The organism is Flavobacterium sp. Arc3, from assembly GCF_041431375.1.
Classification (GTDB): Bacteria; Bacteroidota; Bacteroidia; order Flavobacteriales; family Flavobacteriaceae; genus Flavobacterium.
This window is the reverse complement of record NZ_JASMRI010000007.1, coordinates 82914-100858: the sequence shown is the minus strand read 5'-3', so window position 1 is coordinate 100858 and position 17945 is coordinate 82914. Positions and strand designations below refer to the sequence as shown.

Sequence of the window (17945 nt, the reverse complement as noted above, 5' to 3'; positions counted from 1 at the left end):
TAAAATTTTGATAACTATTTTCATTGTATAACTTTGTCGATATGAACATCGAACCTTACATCGCGCAGCTTTTATATCGTTATCAATGTGTTACCGTTCCTGGATTCGGTGCATTTTTGACTGAAATCCAATCAGCCAAGTGGGTTGAAAGCGCAAATTCATTTTTTCCTCCAAAAAAAATGATCTCTTTCAATGCCAATCTGAAAAATAATGATGGCCTTTTAGCCAATCATATTGCTCAATCAGAGAAAACCTCTTATGATTATGCAGTAAGTGCTATTCAGTACGAAGTATTGACTTGGAAAAAAGCATTGGAAGCAAATGGAAGCTTTTCGATAAAAAATGTTGGAGACATCAGCCTTAACGCAGACAATAACATTGTTTTCAAACCTTTGGATCAAACTAATTATTTGACGAGCTCTTTCGGTTTAAGCGCCTTTGTTTCTCCAGCTGTAAAAAGAGAAATTTTTGAACAAAAAATAGAAGCAATTGAAGAAAACGCTGTTATCACTTTAGATACTGAAGAAAGAAGCGGTCGTTCTTATTTAAAATATGCCGCCATTTTTGTTTTAGGATTAGGATTAACTGCGAGTGTGGGTTATACCGCATATCAAAATCAAATTGCTACCGAAACTGTACTAGTTGAAACAGCCGTTCAAAAACAAGTAAACAATAAAATTCAAGAAGCTACTTTCTTTATAAAAAGCCCAATGCCACCGGTAACTCTTTCGATAAAAGAAAGTAAGATGTCGTATCATATTATGGCAGGCGCTTTTAGAGAGGAAGCAAATGCAGATAAAATATTCAAACGTCTTTCTGACCAAGGATACAAAGCCAGACGCATCGGTATTAATAAATACGGCCTTTACCCTGTCCTTTATGGTAGTTATGCCACATTTGCCGAAGCAGATAAAGCCAAGAAAGAAATTCAGAAAAACGACAATCCAGAAGCTTGGCTTTTGATTGAGTCCCTATAATATAAAAACCAGTATGGTTTAGACTACCCCCAAAAAGTGATACGCTATTTGGGGGTGTTTTTTTAGGAGCTTTTTCCAGCTATTCGCTATATCTCTTGTGGCTCCCGATAAAAATCGGGATGCCACAAGAGGATGCCGCTACTATCTGGGCTATTGCCATTCATTTTCAAAAAGAAATAAAGTGTAGAAATTAGTTAAAGAAATAACATCCGAACCCAAAATATTTCAAAATATAGCTATCAACACTTAGCAATAGTAGCAGGGAAAGAAAAAAAAAAGGCTTGATTGATCTATGAACATCCAGAGTTGTCATTTTTATGCGTTTTAACGGCTTAATTCTGCATTAAGGACTACAAGTGTAATTTAATTCAAAGACGACAATAAAAACGTTCTATTTAGACATAAAAAAAAGCGACTTAAGAAAGATTCCTAAGTCGCTTTTGCATTTATTTGAGTTAAACTAAATGATTAAACAATCTCACTAATTTGAAGTTCTCCTTCTACATTAGTGTAATTAGGTACATCAGCTGCAAATTTTGCTGCATGAGGCCCAAAAGAGGATTGAAATGATTCAACAGAATCAAATTTTAAATCTACTATGGCAAAATAAGGCGCTAATGCCCCAGGAACCCTACCTCCTATTCCTACAGTGAATTCCATTCCTTTTAAGGCATCTCCTAAAGCTTCCTTAATCATAGGAAGGTGTGAGTTTTTGTAATAATCTACATCAAATTTTGTGTCGGTACCGTTTGGGTACATTACGCTTACTTTTATCATTATATTTTTATATTTTTAGTTATTAATTTTAGATTTTACTGAACTTTTTTCTTCCGTTGTCTCCTTCATTAGCACGGTTAAATGGGATCAGTTATTTACTTATAACACCATTGTCTAAAAATTCTTTGTCACTAAGTCCATTCTCATTGACTGTCCCTTTTGGCAACATATTTAGAACCATTGAGTTCACTATTCTACTTTTGCTTAAATCTGGTTTTACGATTACTGCCTTATGGAACACACCTAAGGTTTCTGGAGTGGACTTTGGGTTGCTGTTATTGATTAAAACAATTGTATAAGTATCGCTTTGAACTAAGTTTACTTTAGTGGCATAAGGTGCTAGTTCTGACTCTTCGTCTTTAAATATTGGCGTGAACTTTTTAAGATAATCCTTTGTTGCAGCCTTGCTTTCATTCGCATATTTATGATAATCTGCTATGTGCAACTCACTTTCTATTTCACTTGGTTCGTATCCCAACATCAAAAGAGATTGATCAGCTGCATTATCTACGTGAAAAGGGGTATTGACTTGCTGGTCAAAACGTACAAGCCAATGATAGCTTAATTCTCTGTCATATTTAACAGCAGTGAACTTTGCTAACTCTTCCTTAAGACCCACCATAATCGCCCTAAATTGGTAGGGCGTTAAATTTTTCCCGAAATCAAGATGAATAAAGCCAACCTCATTTGTATTTGTTCTAAATACGTTTTTGATACATTGCTGCGTTATCTTTTTTATGTTGATATCCTGTATTACCATGCTGATTAAATTAGTTTTGTTTTTAAAAACCTTCTCTAAGACTGTTATTAAATTTACTATTATCCCATCTCAACTTTTTCCAAGATTCATCTGTTAAAGGGCGATTCCAAGTATCTTCTTAATGTTTTCGATTCGTTAGTAATAAGATACCGTCACGATTTTCATACCAAAACTTCATCGGTCTTTAATAAGCCAGTATATTTATAAAAGCTCACTAATTTGAACTTGTGGCTGAACATTCGTAAAATTTGGAAGATCGGCCATAATCTTTTCAGCATTGGCTCCAAAAGACTGTTCAAACGACTCCATAGATTCAAAAACCATGTTCGCAATTACGACATAAGGCGCTGTTGTATCAGGAGCACCACCAGCAATTCCCATATTTACATCAGACGAAATTATAGCATCACCCAGCAAATCTGTAAGTAATTGCCCGTGTTTATTTACGTAATATTCTTTATCAAATTTTAAATCCGGTGTGTTAGGGTATAGTACGGTTAATTTTATCATTGCTTCTATTTTTAATATTTAATTTCTTTTTAATATTCTATTTTGAAATATCCATTTTACTCAAAGATTAGTATCAGTTCCGTTACATCTTTCCTGTACTAAAGCAAGCTTTCATTCTGTTGAATATCGCATTTCTGTTCTTTTTATTTAGAAGATAAAAGGAAACCCATAAAGGCTGCACTTATCTTCTCAAGATGCCAATTTATAGTTCTGCTAAAATTTGACGTATCATTTGATTGGTAAATCCCCATTCGTTATCATACCAAGTCATTACTTTTAATAGATCTCCATCAACAACCCTTGTCATACTCAAATCAACTGTTGAGGCGTAAGGGTTTTTAACGATATCTGACGACACTAGAGGTTCCGTAGTCGTTGATAATACGTTATTGTATCTTTCTGTGGCAGCTTCTTCTTCAAAAATTGCATTTATTTCTTCAACCGTTACAGGACGTTCCGTTACAAAAGTTAAATCTGAAATAGAACCTACAGGAATAGGAACACGCAAAGCAACTCCATCAAATTTACCTTTAAACTCAGGCAATACCTTTGTTGTAGCGATAGCAGCTCCTGTTGATGTTGGCACTATATTATTAGCTCCTGAACGTCCCATTCTAAAGTTCTTTTTAGAAGGCGCATCAACTATTGCTTGTGAAGCTGTGTAGGCATGAATTGTTGTCATTATAGCTTTTTTAATCCCAATTCTACGCCCAAGGACTTCAACTATGGGGCTAATATTATTTGTGGTACAACTTGCACAAGAAAAGACATCGGTTTTTCCATCTGCAGAATTGACGCCGTGAACTACGCTTGGTATATCTTCGCTTTTTGTAGGCGCAGATATTATTACAGATTTGGCCCCGGCTTTAATATGTCTTTTGGCATCCTCACTTGCTGTAAAAAAACCTGTGCTTTCAATTACTACATCAATATTGTTTTCTTTCCAAGGTAATTCTTCTGGATTACCAACTGAATTATATTGAATTTTTTTACCATCTATAATAAGATTATTATCATCAAACGTTACTTCCTTTTCATAAACCCCATAAACAGAATCATATTTAATTAGGTATGCAATGTTTTCTGCAGAAACGATATCATTTACTGCTACTAATTCCAAATTTGGTGTGTCTAATATTACTTTGAGTGCGGCTCTTCCTATTCGCCCCATCCCATTAATTGCTATTTTTTTCATTTTTTTGGATTTAATTAAATTAAATTTCAAATATTCTTCAGAAGAAGTTTCAAAGTGAAACCCCTTCCTTGTTTTAATTTATTATTCAGAGAAATCTACCATTATAACATTATCAGAGAAACTTTGATAAGCTGCTTCAATTTGCTTTGCCATTTCGTCTGGAAATAAGTGAAAATCACCTGCTTCAAGTGCATTAATAATTCCTTCAGAAACGACTGTAGTATCGGCAGGATTTTCAAAACCTGCGGCAACTGCCATAGCTGTTGCGACTGGACCCGGGTGAACACTTAGTACAGTAACCCCTTTTTGTCCTAATTCTGTTCTTAATGCTTGTGTTAATGAATATGACGCCGCTTTTGAGGCAGAGTAGGTAGAAAGGTGGGGAAAGTTTTTAATCGACGCTATGGAGTTCATTTGAACTAAAGCTCCTTTATTTGCTTCTAATGTTTTAGCAAAAGCATTAGCCACACGTAGTAAACCAAAAGCGTTTACTTCTAATTGAAAAGCAAAATCTTTTTCAATATCTTCACCAAGGACTGATTGAGGAGTCCCTACACCTGCGTTGTTTACGACAATATCCACATCAGTTGTTTGCTGCGCTAATGCTTGGATTGATGCCGTATCAGATACATCTGCCTGAACGGTAATTACTTTATCCCCAAATTTTTCTTCTAAATCCTTAGTTGAATTTACATCACGAACGGCCAAATATACCTTTTTAGCTCCGTGATTTATTAACGATTCTACTATCGTTTTACCAATTCCTCTGTTTGCACCTGTTACTAAAGCGACTTTGTTTTGTACTGAATAACTCATAATTTTATTATTTAAATATTTTAATTATTTATTTTGTGGTTTCCTATCCCACCGACATTCTTACTATTTGTAAATTAACGTATTAAACTCTATGTAAAGCTGTTACAATCAAATTTACCTATTATAAATTGACGAATGAGTGTTTTTATGTTTTCTTTAGGATAATTCATAAAAACTGATAATTTGTTAGGTACTAAGATTCAGTCAACGTCTTTGTGTTCCTCAAACCTCATAGAGCCATTTATAAAAGCTGATATTAGGCGGTAATTACCCCGAATCGTATAAGCAACTGCTTCGATTAAATAACTCCTTTCCTACACCTAAAATATATTGGTTATTTTCTATTCCGGCACAATGATTAAGTATTCCAATTTCTTGGTTGTTTAATTCTTTAATAAAATCAAAATTGATTTTATTAAAGATAAATCGACGGAAAAGGTTTGTCGCTTTATATCATATTTAGCATGAATTTCCTGAGCACTTTAACTCCGTTTTTCTTTGCTTCTACTAAAATACATGTTAGGCTAATTCTAGCAGAAATGCTCTTCAGATCTCCGAAAATCCTGCGGTTACTAAAGCACGATTCCCGCGCTTTGCTTTTAAACTTTGCCTCTTTAAATGTTTATAAAAACAAGTCAAAAACCCTATTTTATATACTGAACATTCCTGTTTGCACAGTCCCGCAGCCCGAGCTGAGTGGAGCTCTTTTTTGTGCAGCGTAGCGGAACAAAAAAAGCGGGAACGGAGGGCGGATAAGCTGCCCAAATAAATAAAATAGTGTTTGTGACTTGACTGCAATTCTAATTATTTAGACCAAGCATATTTTTTGAAAGCCGCATCTACTGGTGTATTTGCAATATGATTAGTATAGTTACTGATTACTTTTTGAGACACACCAAGAATGATTTCCAAAACTTGTTGCTCACCATAACCTGCTGCGTAAAATGCCTCCAATTCTTCTTGAGAAACATGACCACGGTTACGAACGATAATCAAGGTCATAGTACGTAAAGATTCTAATTTAGGGTTAGCCAATAGTGTTTCATTACGTAAAGCTTCAGTAACCGCTTCATCTACTTTCATCATTGCTGCAATACCTGTGTGCGCTGGTACACAGTAATGACAAGCATGCTCTACGTTAATAGTTTGCCACACTACTGTTAATTCTTCTTCATTGAAAGAAGTGTTTACGAATAATTCGTGTATGTCTTGGTAGGCTTTAAGTAAACCGGGAGCTCCTGCTAAAACTCCGTGAAGTCCTGGAATCATTCCATATGCTTTTTGAGATCCTTCTAATAATGTTTTGCTTGCTTCTGGAGCTGATTCGATGTTGTGTACTTTTAATGTTGTCATAATGTGATTTTTAATTGTATTATTTATAATTATTTTAATTCTAAGCATGTGCTTAGTTTTGAAACAAAAAAAAGCTAGATGTTTTTGAAAGTTAATTCAATATAATCTTCGATTTCTTTAGTATTGTTTAATCTTGATGCTGCCTAGTAAAATATATGTTAGGCTAATTGTAGTGCAAATGCTCTTCACATCTCCGAAAAATTCGGCAATTACTAAAGCACGATTCCCGCGCTTTGCTTTTAAACTTTGCCTCTTTAAATGTTTATAAAAACAAGTCACAAACCCTGTTTTATACACTGAACATTCCTATTTGCACGGTCCCGCAGCCCGAGCTGAGTGGAGCTCTTTTTTGTGCAGCGTAGCGGAACAAAAAAAGCGGGAACGGAGGGCGGATAAGCTGCCCAAATAAATAAAATAGTGTTTGTGACTTGACTGCAATTCTAATTATTTAGACCAAGCATATTTTTTGAAAGCCGCATCTACTGGTGTATTTGCAATATGATTAGTATAGTTACTGATTACTTTTTGAGACACACCAAGAATGATTTCCAAAACTTGTTGCTCACCATAACCTGCTGCGTAAAATGCCTCCAATTCTTCTTGAGAAACATGACCACGGTTACGAACGATAATCAAGGTCATAGTACGTAAAGATTCTAATTTAGGGTTAGCCAATAGTGTTTCATTACGTAAAGCTTCAGTAACCGCTTCATCTACTTTCATCATTGCTGCAATACCGGTATGAGCTGGTACACAGTAATGACAAGCATGCTCTACGTTGATAGTTTGCCACACTACTGTTAATTCTTCTTCATTGAAAGAAGTGTTTACGAATAATTCGTGTATGTCTTGGTAGGCTTTAAGTAAACCGGGAGCTCCTGCTAAAACACCGTGAAGTCCTGGAATCATTCCATATGCTTTTTGAGATCCTTCTAATAATGTTTTGCTTGCTTCTGGAGCTGATTCGATGTTGTGTACTTTTAATGTCGTCATAATGTGATTTTTAATTGTATTATTTATAATTATTTTAATTCTAAGCATATGCTTAGTTTTGAAACAAAAAAAAGCTAGATGCTTTTGAACGTAAGCTCAATATAATCTTCTATTTCTTGTTTATCGTTGACTCTTGATGCTGCTGCAAGTCCGTGTTTTGCTAGTAGCAAATAATTGGCTTGCTTCAACACCGTTTGTTCGTCTTTGCTTTTATCGGTTTGAATTTTTTCTATAAATAGTTGTTTGATACCATCCATAAATTCTACCATTTGTGTATTAATCATTTGGTCTTCTGCTTCTGCAAACTCGTTGTAGGTATTCGTTAGGAAACATCCTTTATAATTACCTATCTCGATTGGAATTTGAACTGAATCATAGAAAAATTCTTTGATATCGTCGATTCCGTTTGTACCGTTTTTAAACTTTTCGAACATGCAGTTTACTTTGCTTTTATAGCATTTTAAACTTTCTAAAAACAACCCTTGCTTGCTACCAAAGCTAGCGTAAATCGAAAACTGATTGATTCCCATTTCTTTCTCCAACATACGAACCGAGGTGTTTTCGTATCCATTGCGCCAGAACAAAGACATTGCTTTTTCTAGAACTTCTTGTTCGTTATATTGTTTACTTCTTGCCATTGTTTGTTTTATTCTGATGCAAAACTAAGCAACTGCTTTGAAATAAAAAAATTATTTAGAAAATTTTAACTTACCTATATCACGAATTCCATTTCTTAAAGAATGTTAAAAAGTAATAAACTGAAGTTAAAGACTTCTCTCATTGACCTTAGCTGCAAGAATTTTTTGTAACTTTAGAATATGGAAAATATATTAGTAGCCGGTGCTAATGGCGCCACAGGAAAAAAAATAGTAGACATTTTAAATAAATCTCAAAATTATAACCCTATTGCAATGGTTAGAAAAGAGGACCAACAAGCCTATTTCAAAGACCAGAATATTCAAACTGTTTTGGGCGATTTAGAAGCTGATGTTACGTCTGTTTTTACTAATCCAATTGACCGAGTAATATTTGCGGCCGGTTCAGCGGGTAAAAATGTGATAGGAGTCGATCAAGAAGGCGCTAAAAAATTAATTGATGCCTCTAAAAAGGCAAATATCAAGAAATTTGTAATGTTGAGTTCTATGGGAGCAGACAAACCTGAAGAAGCAACTCAGCTGCAAGACTATTTGAAAGCAAAACACAATGCAGATGAATATTTAAAAAATAGTGGCTTAAGCTATAGCATTGTCAGACCAGGAACTTTAACGAATGACTCGCAGTTAGAAATGATTGAACTGCAGCAAAAGTTAAACAAACATGGTGAAATAAGTAGAGCCGATGTTGCGCAAACATTAGTACAAAGCTTAGAAGACAAAACGGCTGCAAATGCCACTTTCGAAATTATAAAAGGAGATACTTCAATCCAGAAAGCTTTGGATCAAATTAGTTAAAACAATATTTATTACGCAGTTTAGATTTATAAGAGAGTACCATTATTGATTCAAAATAAAAAACCGAAAGGACTTTATACACTAAAGATCTTTCGGTTTTTTTTTACATGTTGTATTAAGCGGGTACGACATTATAACAACTTATTTGAATTTACTTTTCACATGACTTATTGCTATTTCAACCCTCTACCCTCCTATCTTCGTAATTACATTTTGTTTTAAAGATTCACATTTCTTCGTTTCTCGTCTATTTTTAAATAAATAAGCAAACTAACCGCCAAAGCAGAACATATTGAAAAACCAACAAACAATGGTAATGCTGTTTCTTTAATGAAACGGCCAATAAAGATACTGATAGGAACAGCCATAATTGTGGAAATAAAACCAGTAACCGCTGCGGCAATCCCCGCAATGTGTCCTACAGGTTCCATGGCCATGGCACGTATATTTCCAAAAAGAAAACCAATGCTAAAAAATTGTAATGCAAAAAACAGCAACAAAATGCGCACATCAGGATTTGGCGTATTATAAAATAAAGCAACATAAGTTGCTGAAACTACAAAGAAAGAAACCAGGGCTACGGTAATTAATTTTTCCATTCCGTATTTTAAAACTAGTACGCCATTTGAAAAAACAGCCGCACCTATTGCTATTGCCAATCCGGCGAATATGTATGGGAACTCTTCTTCAAGATTGTACTGATTCTGAAATATTTGCTGGGAACTACTTAGGTAAACCATGAATGATCCAGTAACAAACCCCGAGATAACAGTAAAACCAATCGTTTTCTTGAATTTCAGTAATTCTTTAAACTCCCCTATAAATCCTTTTTTTGAAAAAACCTTCCTGTTTTCATTAGATAAAGTCTCTGGTTGTCGTTTCCAAAACCAGAAGGAAACAACCAAGCTAATAATCACTTGAATATAAAAAATGCCATGCCAATTATAATAATCAAGAACAAACTTACCCAAAGCTGGAGCAACCACAGGAACGAGAATAAAAACTACGGTCACAAATGACATGATGCGCGCCATATAATCGCCGCTGTACATATCACGAATAATCGCAATACTTATGGTTCTGGGCGCAGATAAACCTACTCCTTGCAGAATCCTGCCTAGAACCATCACCTCTAAACTTGTGGCGTTTACACAAATAAAACTGGCCCCAATAAATAAGCCAAAACCCATATAAACTATTGGTTTTCTCCCAAAACTATCTGAAAGTGGACCCCAAATTAAAGGCCCAAATCCAAGTCCAAGAAAGATCATTGTGATGAGTAATTGGTTATCAACAACATTTGTAGTACCAATTGTTATCCCAATAATTTCTAGTGCTGGCAATAAAGCATCGATTGCTAAAGCCACCACCGACATTAATGAAGCCATCAGTGCGACAAACTCAAATTGAGAGGTCCTAATATTTTTTTGCATCCTGCAAAAATAAGGTTTTGAATTGGTTTCTGCGTTGCTTTACAGAAATCTAAGAATAATAGATTATGAATTTTTAGTTACAGCGTTTCGTTTAAAAACCTAATTTAGAACTGCTTATCTCTTAATTCGTTATTTTTTTTATTGTTCCACTTACAGCGCAACAAGCCTTAACCGTGTTGAATATCGTTCCAAATTTTTCTATATTCTTATGAAGTAAATCAATATTTAAGCTATCGTCTTGACTGTAAACGATCAATTCATATTGTATTTCATCCATTCTTGGCGGTTTTTCAAGTCGCACGGCATTTACCGTTAATTCAGCGCTTGAATATTCAAAATTCATCATAACAGAAAAACGAGCTACATTTTTCAGAATGCAAGCTGAAAAAGATCCCAAAAACAACTCTGCTGGATTGGGCAAACTAGATTCTGTATCAGGAGAAACCCCAAAACTAACCTCAGATTCTTTGATATGTACCCCTGCGTCTTTATTTGAGGAGATACTTGCTTTGACAGAATAATTCATAAAGTGATTGGTTTTAGTATTTAGTAATGTATTTTATAAATGCAGTAATTTAATTTTATGAGGACTATGCTTATAAATAATGGATATTGTTTTTGTTAATACCCTGCGATTCTTTAGCTACTCCATAAAAAATTACCCTAGAAACAAGCTTCTTTGCCATAAGGATTTGATTCAAAGTCAATTGTAAAGTTAAACTTTCTATCGTCTTTACCTCTTGTATATTCCACATAATCCCAATTTCCTGAATGCGTTATTTTATATTCTCCGTTAATCTCCGGACCTGTTTTTTCAGAATAGTATTTTATAATTGTGGGATGCGCCCCACCTTTAATAAATTCTTCTTTAATAAAAATTAAATCTATCGGCAATTTTTGCCCTTTGTATTTTATTTGCACCGCATCTTCTTTATCTGTAAAACTTATCCATATCATTCTTGAAGCTACTTTATCGTCTTTATAACAGATATAGTGATCTATAATCGTACTTCTATTATCAACATTTAGGGAGTCTGTTTTTTGATTCTTTACCGTAGTTTCTAAATCTGGTTTATCAGAAATACTTTTTTCTTTATTATCTAAAGTAACTGAAGGAGTATTCTCTGTTTTTTGTTTGCAGGAAAAAATGGAGAAAACAATTATTAATGTCAGTACTATTTTTTTCATAACAATTGTATTCAAACCTAATTCAAACTTGCCTTAAACATTCTCAATTCATCCCAGGAATATTTCTCGCCAAATTTTTCTTTCATTCCGTTCAAGGATTCCTCTTTGTAATGCTTGAAGGCTTCGCTCAATTCCTTGATTTTGTCCTGCGGCAATATATCTTGGACGCTTACTTTTTTAGATTGAATCAACTTTACCAGATGACTTTCAATGGTTTGGATGGTTAATTTCCTGATTGTCGCTATGTCCTGGATAGAATTCTTGTCAATCCAAAGCTCATAAGTAATCTCTACAGTCGATTTTTTGGGCGCTTTACTATCCGTTTTTTTCTTTGAAGTATAGCGTTCCAAGTCTTTTTCGTCTTCAATTAAAGTAATATGTGTTTTCTTGAATTGGTTCTGAATCGCTTCGGTCTTTCTGCTGATGTATTTCTTAATTTCGTCAGAAGTCAATTTTTCTTTCGAAATAGGATCTCCGGCCACAACGGTTTCTATCAGCAGCTTGGCTTTCATCAATCGCAAAACCGCTTTGGTCTGCAATTCTTCAAGCACAATTAGTTCGTCAAAATACGCCTTACTTTTCTTGACCCGCTTCACCTCTTCGAGTTTCCACAAGATCTCAAAAACCAAATCATCCATGGGTTTAAGGAAATAACCTAAGGCCGCTTGAACCCTTTCGGAAACATGAATCAAATCAACCGTTTCATTGTTGAATATTTTATTGAGCTGATGAATGAATTTTTTGGATGGATCCAATAACGAATCGATGGCAATTAACTGTTTCGCTGCCCAAACGGAATGTTTTGATTTTTCAGAGCTTTCTGATTTCTCCGAATAACTGAACTTGTGGTTGCGCCATTCCTGTGCCAAATCACCCCAATCAAAACTATTTATCAGATAGTTATGGATGAAATTTTTGGTTTCAAAATGCAGTGAGTTTTTCAACAATTCCTCCGAGGCTTTATTCAATGAATAATCCATCACATCTTGATCATTAGAAATCCCATTCATTCTTAACGGAGAGAGTAAAATAAGCCCTTCTAACGAGCGCAAACGCGATAACGCAACATAAGCTTGTCCCGGCATAAAAACCTGCGAAACATCGATTGCTGCTTTATCAAAAGTAAGACCTTGGCTTTTATGAACCGTAATTGCCCAAGCCAACTTGATTGGATAATGCACAAAAGTCCCCAAAACCTCTTCTTCAATTTCCTTAGTCGCCTGATCTACCTTGTAGCGGATGTTTTGCCATTCGTATTTCTCGACTTCTATGGTCTTGTCTTCCTCTGGAAAATGGACAAGAATTTCTTGGCTTGACAATGACTTGATAACCCCCATTTTTCCATTAAAATAGTTCTTATCAATAGACAAGTCATTTTTAACAAACATGACCTGCGCTCCTATCTTGAGCTTTAAATTTTCTTCTATCGGAAATATTTTTTCTGGAAAATCACCTACAATATCCGGTTTGTATGTAATTAACTCGCCTTTTAAATCATGTAAAGCCTGCGAGTTCATGGTATCCGCTTTGGCATTATGTGTGGTCAGGGTTATATATCCTTTATTTGCCTTTAAATCAAAATCAGGTTTGACATATTTGTTCAGCACCTGAATATCTTCAGTAGTAATTTGGTTGTTCCGCAAATTATTCAAAACAGAAATAAAAGTAGAATCCGTTTGACGGAAAATTTTGGATAATTCAATATATAACGGCGGATTTTGCTGCACTACATGAGAGTGAAAAAAGAATTTCCCTTTGTAATAAGCACGCAAAGTTCGCCACTCCTCATCCCGAATCACTGGAGGCAATTGTAATAAATCGCCTATAAACAAAACCTGTACCCCTCCAAAAGGCGTTGTCTTCTTTCGTACCGTTTGCATCATGTAATCCATGGCGTCCAACAAATCGGCACGCAACATACTTACTTCATCAATAACCAGCAGTTCCATATTTCGAATCACCGATTTCTTTAGTCCGCCCATTTTAAAATGCCTGCGCAAAGTATCCTTTGACTCGAATTTTACGGTTTCAGTAAACTGGGATTCGACATTAAACGAAGGGATAAAACCGCCGAAAGGCAATTGAAACATAGAATGTATCGTCACACCTCCCGCATTTAGTGCGGCAATTCCCGTGGGTGCTACTACAACCGTGTTCTTATATGTGGTCGCAATAATTTCACGTAAAAGCGTAGTCTTTCCTGTACCCGCTTTCCCGGTCAGGAATATAGACCGTTGTGTTTGATTGATAAATTGTAAGGTGTATTCTGCGGCTTCGGATATGGCTTGCATTAGGCGGATAAATTAAGTAGAAATAAAATTTGAACTGCCCTAATTTTCCCCTCAACAAAGTTTGAATTAAAGCGTAGTAAAAGTAACTTTTTTATAATCCAAAAAACAATATCGGCTTAAAATATAAAACCACTGTTCCAGAAGTAAATGGACTAAAAAAAAAATGCCTTTATTCTAAAAACAGAATAAAGGCATTTATATAATTATAAAAAAATAGAGATTATTTTTTCTCTTCTGCTTTATCTTCTACTTTATCAACTGTTTTAGCAGCTGCTGTGTATTTGTCGTTTAATGCTTTTACGATATCTTTTGTAATGTCGTATTTATCTTCAGCATATAAAACTGATGCAGCATCACCCGTACCGTAGATATAAGAATATCCTTTTTCTTTACCGTAAGCTTTGATGAATTTTTTTACTCCACTTACTAAAGAGTCCATTTCTGCACCACTTTCTTGTTGTAATTGTTGAGATAAAGCTTGTTGAGCATAACTCAATTGTTGCTCTCTTTTTTGTAATTCAGCTCCTTTTTGTTGTGCCCACGTTTGACCATTTGCTTGCGCTTGACTTTGAAAGTTAGCAGCATCTTCTTTGAAACGTTTAATCTCCGCATCAAGCTGTCTTCCTTTTTCTTCAGACTGAGCTTTATATTTCGCTTCAAGATCTTTCGCTTCTGTATATTCTTTCATTAATACCGAAGTATCTACGTAAGCTGTTTTTACTTCTTTAACATCTGCGGTTTTGTTGCAAGCAACAACTGAAATAGAAATTGCGATAATTAATAATACTTTTTTCATTTTGGTTTGTTTGGAATTTATGTGTTTATAGCAAAAATATAAAAAATTAGAGAGTATCCTAAAAAACTTTAAAAATTAGCAAAAAATTATACTATCAGATTTTATTATTAAAAAGACCGATTTTATAACTTATTGCTATAAAAACCGACTTCAACAGCGCTCAAATAAGAAACAAAATTAAAATAAGCAATAACAACACCCGTAAAAGAGGAAATCACGGCTTAAACTAGACTTAAATTCGATTTACTTGTTTTTTAGAACGTAGATATGGGATGAATATTCAAAATTTTGTTTGGCTTTTATGTTCGACTGCAATCCAACAAAAAATGCCTTAACAAAATTCATTTTTCCATGTTTGTACTTTTCAGATAACAGACTCACATAAAAAGAGTCAAATTTCATAGGAAGCACTTTTTCTAATTTCATATCTTCTTTTTCAAAAAGCAATTTAATGGCTTTTTTAGAAAAGTGCCAGAAATGAATTGGTACATCATAAGCAGCCCAAAATGCACCATAATGTTTTGCATCGAAAGATTTAAAATTTGGAACCGCAACAATTAAAGTTCCCGCTGGTTTTAGCAAACGTTTTAATTCTTTTATTTGGTTGTCTAAATTTGGAACATGTTCTAAAACATGCCACATCGTAATCACGTCAAAAGACTGACTTTCTAACCCCAAAGTATCCTCGACAAAAGAAACTGCTTTCTTCAAAGCAATAGCTCTCGCTTTATCACTTGGCTCCACTCCTACTGTCTCCCAACCGTTTTCTTTGGCTACAGCCAAAAAATCTCCAGTACCAGCACCAATGTCTAAAATACGTCCTTTATTAGGTTGTTGTGAATTGATTAGCGCCAACTTATTTTTTAAAGCGATGCCTTTTATAAAATGGTATGCCTTTTCAAACAAAGATCGTTTTCCGTCTGTATGCGAAATGTAATCTTCACTTTCATAATACTTACCCAAGTTTTCTAAACTAGGTTGCGGATATGTAATTAACATGTCCGTTGTTTCATCGTGGTACAAGTCAAATGTTTCTTTAGAAACAGAATGGTCTTTTACTGTAAGGAAATGCTTTTTATTTGAAATATCCATTTTTAGTTCTCAGTCGTCAGTTTTCAATTTTTAGTATAAACGTAAAGATTGAAAATTAAATATTAAATTTATTTTATTTTTAAAACACAAGCTCCTTAGTAATAACAAGGCTTACGGCCATAGTTTCACGTGGAACATGTCATTTTAGAATGAAGATTAACGATTTTTGATTGCAGATTTAAAAAAGATCATAAATCAAAAATCGTTAATCTGAAATCAAACATCTTATCTTCCCATATAAATCAAAAGTACCGAAACATCACTTGGAGAAACTCCACTGATTCTCGATGCCTGAGAAATCGTTACTGGACGAATCTTACCTAGCTTCTGTCTCGCTTCTATAGACATTGATTTTATTTTATCATAATCAAAATCTTCAGGAATTTTCACATCTTCTAAACGAGTTAGTTTATCCGCGTTGTTTCTTTCCTTATCTATATAACCAGAATACTTTACTTGGATTTCGGCTTGCTCTAGAATTTCCTGATCTAAATCATTCGCTTCAATATATGTTTTCACTTTATCAAATTTCAAGATGTCGACCATATCAATTTGCGGACGTGAGAAAACTTTAAACAATTTATCTCCCTGAGTAATTAAGGCAGTATCCTTTGATTCTAATATTGGATTTGCTTCTGCAACACTAACACTAGTTTCTTTAAAAAACGAAACCATTTTTTCCGACTCCTTTAGCTTATGTTCCATACGACGCAAACGCTTTTCAGAAGCCAAACCTATTTCATGTGCCATAGGAGTCAATCTGAAATCGGCATTATCCTGACGCAATAACGTTCTGTACTCTGCTCGCGAAGTAAACATGCGGTAAGGCTCTTCGGTTCCTTTGGTAATTAAATCATCAATTAAAACTCCAATATATGCCTCATCTCTTTTCAAAATTAAAGGTGCTTTTTCGTGCACTTTTAAATGCGCATTTATTCCAGCCATCAATCCTTGGGAAGCAGCTTCTTCATAACCGGTCGTCCCGTTAATTTGTCCGGCAAAATATAAACCTTCAACTAACTTCGTTTCTAAAGTATGTTTCAATTGTGTTGGTGGAAAGTAATCGTATTCGATCGCATAACCTGCACGAAGGAATTTTACCTTTTCAAAACCAGCAACAGATTGCATCGCCTTATATTGAATATCTGCAGGAAGTGAAGTAGAAAAACCATTCACATAAACCTCACAGGTTTTCCACCCTTCTGGCTCTATAAACAATTGGTGTCTTTCTTTATCGGCAAAACGATTTATCTTATCCTCAATCGATGGACAATATCTTGGTCCAAGACTTTTTATTCTTCCGTTAAACATTGGCGAACGATCAAAACCTTCTCTCAAAATATCATGCACCTCCAAAGAAGTGTACGTCATGTGACAAGATCGCTGATGAATTAAAGGCGTCGTCAAATCAGAATAAGAAAACTTATCCGGTTTAGCATCTCCTTTTTCTTCGTTCATTTTCGAATAATCCAAAGACCGTCCATCCACTCTTGGAGGTGTTCCAGTCTTCATTCTTCCAGCTTCAAAACCAGCATTGATTAAATCTTCGGTAATTCCATGAGAAGCACTTTCGCCCGCTCTACCTCCACCAAAATTTTTATCACCAATATGGATTATTCCATTCAAGAAAGTTCCATTTGTCAACACCACCGACTTCGCTTTAATTTCGATTCCTAGCGCAGTTGTAATTCCTTTTACCTTTCCGTTTTCAATCAACAAACCTTTTACCATCTCCTGATAAAAATCAAGATTTGGAGTTCCTTCTAACATCATTCTCCACTCCTCAGCAAATCGCATACGGTCACTTTGAACACGCGGCGACCACATTGCAGGACCTTTTGATTTATTCAACATCTTGAACTGGATCGCAGTCTTGTCTGAGACAATTCCTGAATACCCACCAAGCGCATCGATTTCTCTTACGATCTGACCTTTTGCAATTCCTCCCATTGCAGGATTACAAGACATCTGCGCAATATTCTGCAAGCTCATTGTTACCAAAAGCGTTTTTGAACCCAAGTTTGCAGCAGCAGCAGCAGCCTCAGAACCGGCATGTCCTGCACCCACAACAATAACATCATATTCTTCTTGAAACATCTTATTATATGAATTTGTCCCGTTTAACGGGGGCGAGATTTCAACACCAAAAGCGTTTCTGTTTTTGAAATCTCAATTTATTTTCTCGTTCCCAGCAGCACAACTCCTGTCAGAATCTTTCATCTTTCAAGATTGTTCCACGTGAAACGCCTTAAAAACACAACACCAAAAACTAATTTAATTTACCAATGTTCCACGTGAAACATAAATAGAAAT

17 protein-coding genes are annotated in these 17945 nt (G+C 35.0%); 2 read left to right on the top strand and 15 right to left on the bottom strand.

The annotated features are described in order from the left end of the window. Nucleotides 1–41 precede the first annotated feature (41 nt). The gene (locus tag QO200_RS06795; protein WP_371538044.1) at nt 42–977 is read left to right on the top strand and encodes an SPOR domain-containing protein; all 936 of its coding nucleotides are present in this window, start codon (nt 42–44) and stop codon (nt 975–977) included. Nucleotides 978–1445: 468 nt separating this feature from the next. Here the strand turns inward: QO200_RS06795 and QO200_RS06790 are convergent, their stop codons facing one another. The 8 genes from QO200_RS06790 to QO200_RS06755 form a co-directional block, all read right to left on the bottom strand. Beyond that, entirely contained in the window at nt 1446–1754 is a 309-nt protein-coding gene (locus QO200_RS06790) for an EthD family reductase (RefSeq protein WP_371538041.1), read from the bottom strand. 91 nt (nt 1755–1845) lie between these two features. Beyond that, nucleotides 1846–2514 (bottom strand): hypothetical protein, encoded by a 669-nt coding sequence (locus QO200_RS06785; RefSeq protein ID WP_371538039.1) that lies wholly within the window; start codon nt 2512–2514, stop codon nt 1846–1848. Nucleotides 2515–2715: 201 nt separating this feature from the next. Next, nucleotides 2716–3024, bottom strand: a complete 309-nt coding sequence (locus QO200_RS06780) for an EthD family reductase (protein ID WP_371538037.1) — start codon at nt 3022–3024, stop codon at nt 2716–2718. Between the two features lie 202 nt (nt 3025–3226). Then, nucleotides 3227–4219, bottom strand: coding sequence for a type I glyceraldehyde-3-phosphate dehydrogenase (gap, locus tag QO200_RS06775; RefSeq protein WP_371538035.1), 993 nt, complete (start codon nt 4217–4219; stop codon nt 3227–3229). 81 nt (nt 4220–4300) lie between these two features. Further along, nucleotides 4301–5035, bottom strand: a complete 735-nt coding sequence (locus QO200_RS06770) for an SDR family oxidoreductase (RefSeq protein WP_371538032.1) — start codon at nt 5033–5035, stop codon at nt 4301–4303. A gap of 804 nt (nt 5036–5839) precedes the next feature. Further along, nucleotides 5840–6388 carry a carboxymuconolactone decarboxylase family protein gene (locus tag QO200_RS06765; protein WP_371538030.1) on the bottom strand — a complete coding sequence of 183 codons (549 nt, stop codon included), beginning with the start codon at nt 6386–6388 and terminating at the stop codon, nt 5840–5842. A 444-nt stretch (nt 6389–6832) separates the two neighbouring features. Beyond that, nucleotides 6833–7381 carry a carboxymuconolactone decarboxylase family protein gene (locus QO200_RS06760; protein ID WP_371538030.1) on the bottom strand — a complete coding sequence of 183 codons (549 nt, stop codon included), beginning with the start codon at nt 7379–7381 and terminating at the stop codon, nt 6833–6835. A 74-nt stretch (nt 7382–7455) separates the two neighbouring features. Beyond that, nucleotides 7456–8019 carry a TetR/AcrR family transcriptional regulator gene (locus QO200_RS06755; RefSeq protein WP_371538027.1) on the bottom strand — a complete coding sequence of 188 codons (564 nt, stop codon included), beginning with the start codon at nt 8017–8019 and terminating at the stop codon, nt 7456–7458. A gap of 180 nt (nt 8020–8199) precedes the next feature. On the opposite strand from QO200_RS06755, the gene QO200_RS06750 reads away from it, so the two are divergent. Then, the gene (locus tag QO200_RS06750) at nt 8200–8832 is read left to right on the top strand and encodes an SDR family oxidoreductase (protein WP_371538024.1); all 633 of its coding nucleotides are present in this window, start codon (nt 8200–8202) and stop codon (nt 8830–8832) included. A gap of 218 nt (nt 8833–9050) precedes the next feature. Here the strand turns inward: QO200_RS06750 and QO200_RS06745 are convergent, their stop codons facing one another. From QO200_RS06745 to mnmG, 7 genes are all read right to left on the bottom strand, one after another. Further along, the gene (locus tag QO200_RS06745; RefSeq protein ID WP_371538022.1) at nt 9051–10265 is read right to left on the bottom strand and encodes a multidrug effflux MFS transporter; all 1215 of its coding nucleotides are present in this window, start codon (nt 10263–10265) and stop codon (nt 9051–9053) included. Nucleotides 10266–10386: 121 nt separating this feature from the next. Next, on the bottom strand, nt 10387–10791 hold the full coding sequence (locus tag QO200_RS06740; RefSeq protein ID WP_371538019.1) for an OsmC family protein: 405 nt from the start codon (nt 10789–10791) through the stop codon (nt 10387–10389). A 137-nt stretch (nt 10792–10928) separates the two neighbouring features. After that, complete coding sequence (locus tag QO200_RS06735) at nt 10929–11453, bottom strand: hypothetical protein (protein ID WP_371538017.1); 525 nt, start codon at nt 11451–11453, stop codon at nt 10929–10931. Nucleotides 11454–11470: 17 nt separating this feature from the next. Continuing rightward, the gene (locus QO200_RS06730) at nt 11471–13744 is read right to left on the bottom strand and encodes a helix-turn-helix domain-containing protein (protein ID WP_371538015.1); all 2274 of its coding nucleotides are present in this window, start codon (nt 13742–13744) and stop codon (nt 11471–11473) included. A gap of 220 nt (nt 13745–13964) precedes the next feature. Then, complete coding sequence (locus QO200_RS06725) at nt 13965–14540, bottom strand: OmpH family outer membrane protein (protein ID WP_371538013.1); 576 nt, start codon at nt 14538–14540, stop codon at nt 13965–13967. Between the two features lie 243 nt (nt 14541–14783). Then, the gene (locus QO200_RS06720; RefSeq protein WP_371538011.1) at nt 14784–15632 is read right to left on the bottom strand and encodes a class I SAM-dependent methyltransferase; all 849 of its coding nucleotides are present in this window, start codon (nt 15630–15632) and stop codon (nt 14784–14786) included. Between the two features lie 225 nt (nt 15633–15857). Continuing rightward, on the bottom strand, nt 15858–17729 hold the full coding sequence (gene mnmG, locus QO200_RS06715) for a tRNA uridine-5-carboxymethylaminomethyl(34) synthesis enzyme MnmG (protein ID WP_371538009.1): 1872 nt from the start codon (nt 17727–17729) through the stop codon (nt 15858–15860). Between the last annotated feature and the right edge of the window lie 216 nt (nt 17730–17945).

What these genes read in the sequence shown, in the direction of transcription:
- QO200_RS06795 (WP_371538044.1), top strand. Translation starts at nt 42, where the DNA reads ATGAACATCGAACCTTACATCGCGCAGCTTTTATATCGTTATCAATGT.
- QO200_RS06790 (WP_371538041.1), bottom strand. Translation starts at nt 1,754, where the DNA reads ATGATAAAAGTAAGCGTAATGTACCCAAACGGTACCGACACAAAATTT.
- QO200_RS06785 (WP_371538039.1), bottom strand. Translation starts at nt 2,514, where the DNA reads ATGGTAATACAGGATATCAACATAAAAAAGATAACGCAGCAATGTATC.
- QO200_RS06780 (WP_371538037.1), bottom strand. Translation starts at nt 3,024, where the DNA reads ATGATAAAATTAACCGTACTATACCCTAACACACCGGATTTAAAATTT.
- gap (WP_371538035.1), bottom strand. Translation starts at nt 4,219, where the DNA reads ATGAAAAAAATAGCAATTAATGGGATGGGGCGAATAGGAAGAGCCGCA.
- QO200_RS06770 (WP_371538032.1), bottom strand. Translation starts at nt 5,035, where the DNA reads ATGAGTTATTCAGTACAAAACAAAGTCGCTTTAGTAACAGGTGCAAAC.
- QO200_RS06765 (WP_371538030.1), bottom strand. Translation starts at nt 6,388, where the DNA reads ATGACAACATTAAAAGTACACAACATCGAATCAGCTCCAGAAGCAAGC.
- QO200_RS06760 (WP_371538030.1), bottom strand. Translation starts at nt 7,381, where the DNA reads ATGACGACATTAAAAGTACACAACATCGAATCAGCTCCAGAAGCAAGC.
- QO200_RS06755 (WP_371538027.1), bottom strand. Translation starts at nt 8,019, where the DNA reads ATGGCAAGAAGTAAACAATATAACGAACAAGAAGTTCTAGAAAAAGCA.
- QO200_RS06750 (WP_371538024.1), top strand. Translation starts at nt 8,200, where the DNA reads ATGGAAAATATATTAGTAGCCGGTGCTAATGGCGCCACAGGAAAAAAA.
- QO200_RS06745 (WP_371538022.1), bottom strand. Translation starts at nt 10,265, where the DNA reads ATGCAAAAAAATATTAGGACCTCTCAATTTGAGTTTGTCGCACTGATG.
- QO200_RS06740 (WP_371538019.1), bottom strand. Translation starts at nt 10,791, where the DNA reads ATGAATTATTCTGTCAAAGCAAGTATCTCCTCAAATAAAGACGCAGGG.
- QO200_RS06735 (WP_371538017.1), bottom strand. Translation starts at nt 11,453, where the DNA reads ATGAAAAAAATAGTACTGACATTAATAATTGTTTTCTCCATTTTTTCC.
- QO200_RS06730 (WP_371538015.1), bottom strand. Translation starts at nt 13,744, where the DNA reads ATGCAAGCCATATCCGAAGCCGCAGAATACACCTTACAATTTATCAAT.
- QO200_RS06725 (WP_371538013.1), bottom strand. Translation starts at nt 14,540, where the DNA reads ATGAAAAAAGTATTATTAATTATCGCAATTTCTATTTCAGTTGTTGCT.
- QO200_RS06720 (WP_371538011.1), bottom strand. Translation starts at nt 15,632, where the DNA reads ATGGATATTTCAAATAAAAAGCATTTCCTTACAGTAAAAGACCATTCT.
- mnmG (WP_371538009.1), bottom strand. Translation starts at nt 17,729, where the DNA reads ATGTTTCAAGAAGAATATGATGTTATTGTTGTGGGTGCAGGACATGCC.